The organism is Actinosynnema sp. NPDC023658 (assembly GCF_040639995.1).
Classification (GTDB): Bacteria; Actinomycetota; Actinomycetes; order Mycobacteriales; family Pseudonocardiaceae; genus Actinosynnema.
This window is the reverse complement of record NZ_JBFAAX010000656.1, coordinates 1-434: the sequence shown is the minus strand read 5'-3', so window position 1 is coordinate 434 and position 434 is coordinate 1. Positions and strand designations below refer to the sequence as shown.

Here is a 434-nt window from a genome sequence, read left to right as displayed (position 1 = left end):
ACGAACACCGCCCTCGCGGCTGCCCCCCCGCCACCCGCGCCACCGACCGGCGTCGGCTACCAGGACTACGCGCGATGGCAGCACGACAATCGGGAGCGGCTCGTGCGCGCGTCGGCGGAGCACTGGCGCGATACCGTCCTGTCGCTCGCGGACGCGGACCCCACGTCCGCCGGGCGGGCGGGCGGATCGGGCATCGGCACCGTCGAGCGCACCACCAGGGTGCTCGACGCCGAGGTGGTGGCGCGGGCGGCCCGGTGGGCCACGCCGCAGGGCCTCACCGAGTTCGCGGTGGTGACCGCCGCGGTCGCCGCGGGCATGGCGGAGCTCACCGGCCGAACCCGGATCGGGGTCGGCGTACTCCTGGACAACCGGACGATCGTCGAGGTGGAGCGGACTGTCGGCCCGTGCGCGAGCAGCGGCCTGCGGGCGGTGTG

At 76.3% G+C, this 434-nt stretch carries 1 protein-coding gene; it reads left to right on the top strand.

Going from position 1 to position 434, the window contains the following annotated elements; genetic code table 11:
- The coding region (locus AB0G02_RS32735) for a condensation domain-containing protein (protein ID WP_360801964.1) at positions 1-434 on the top strand (434 nt) is incomplete at both ends.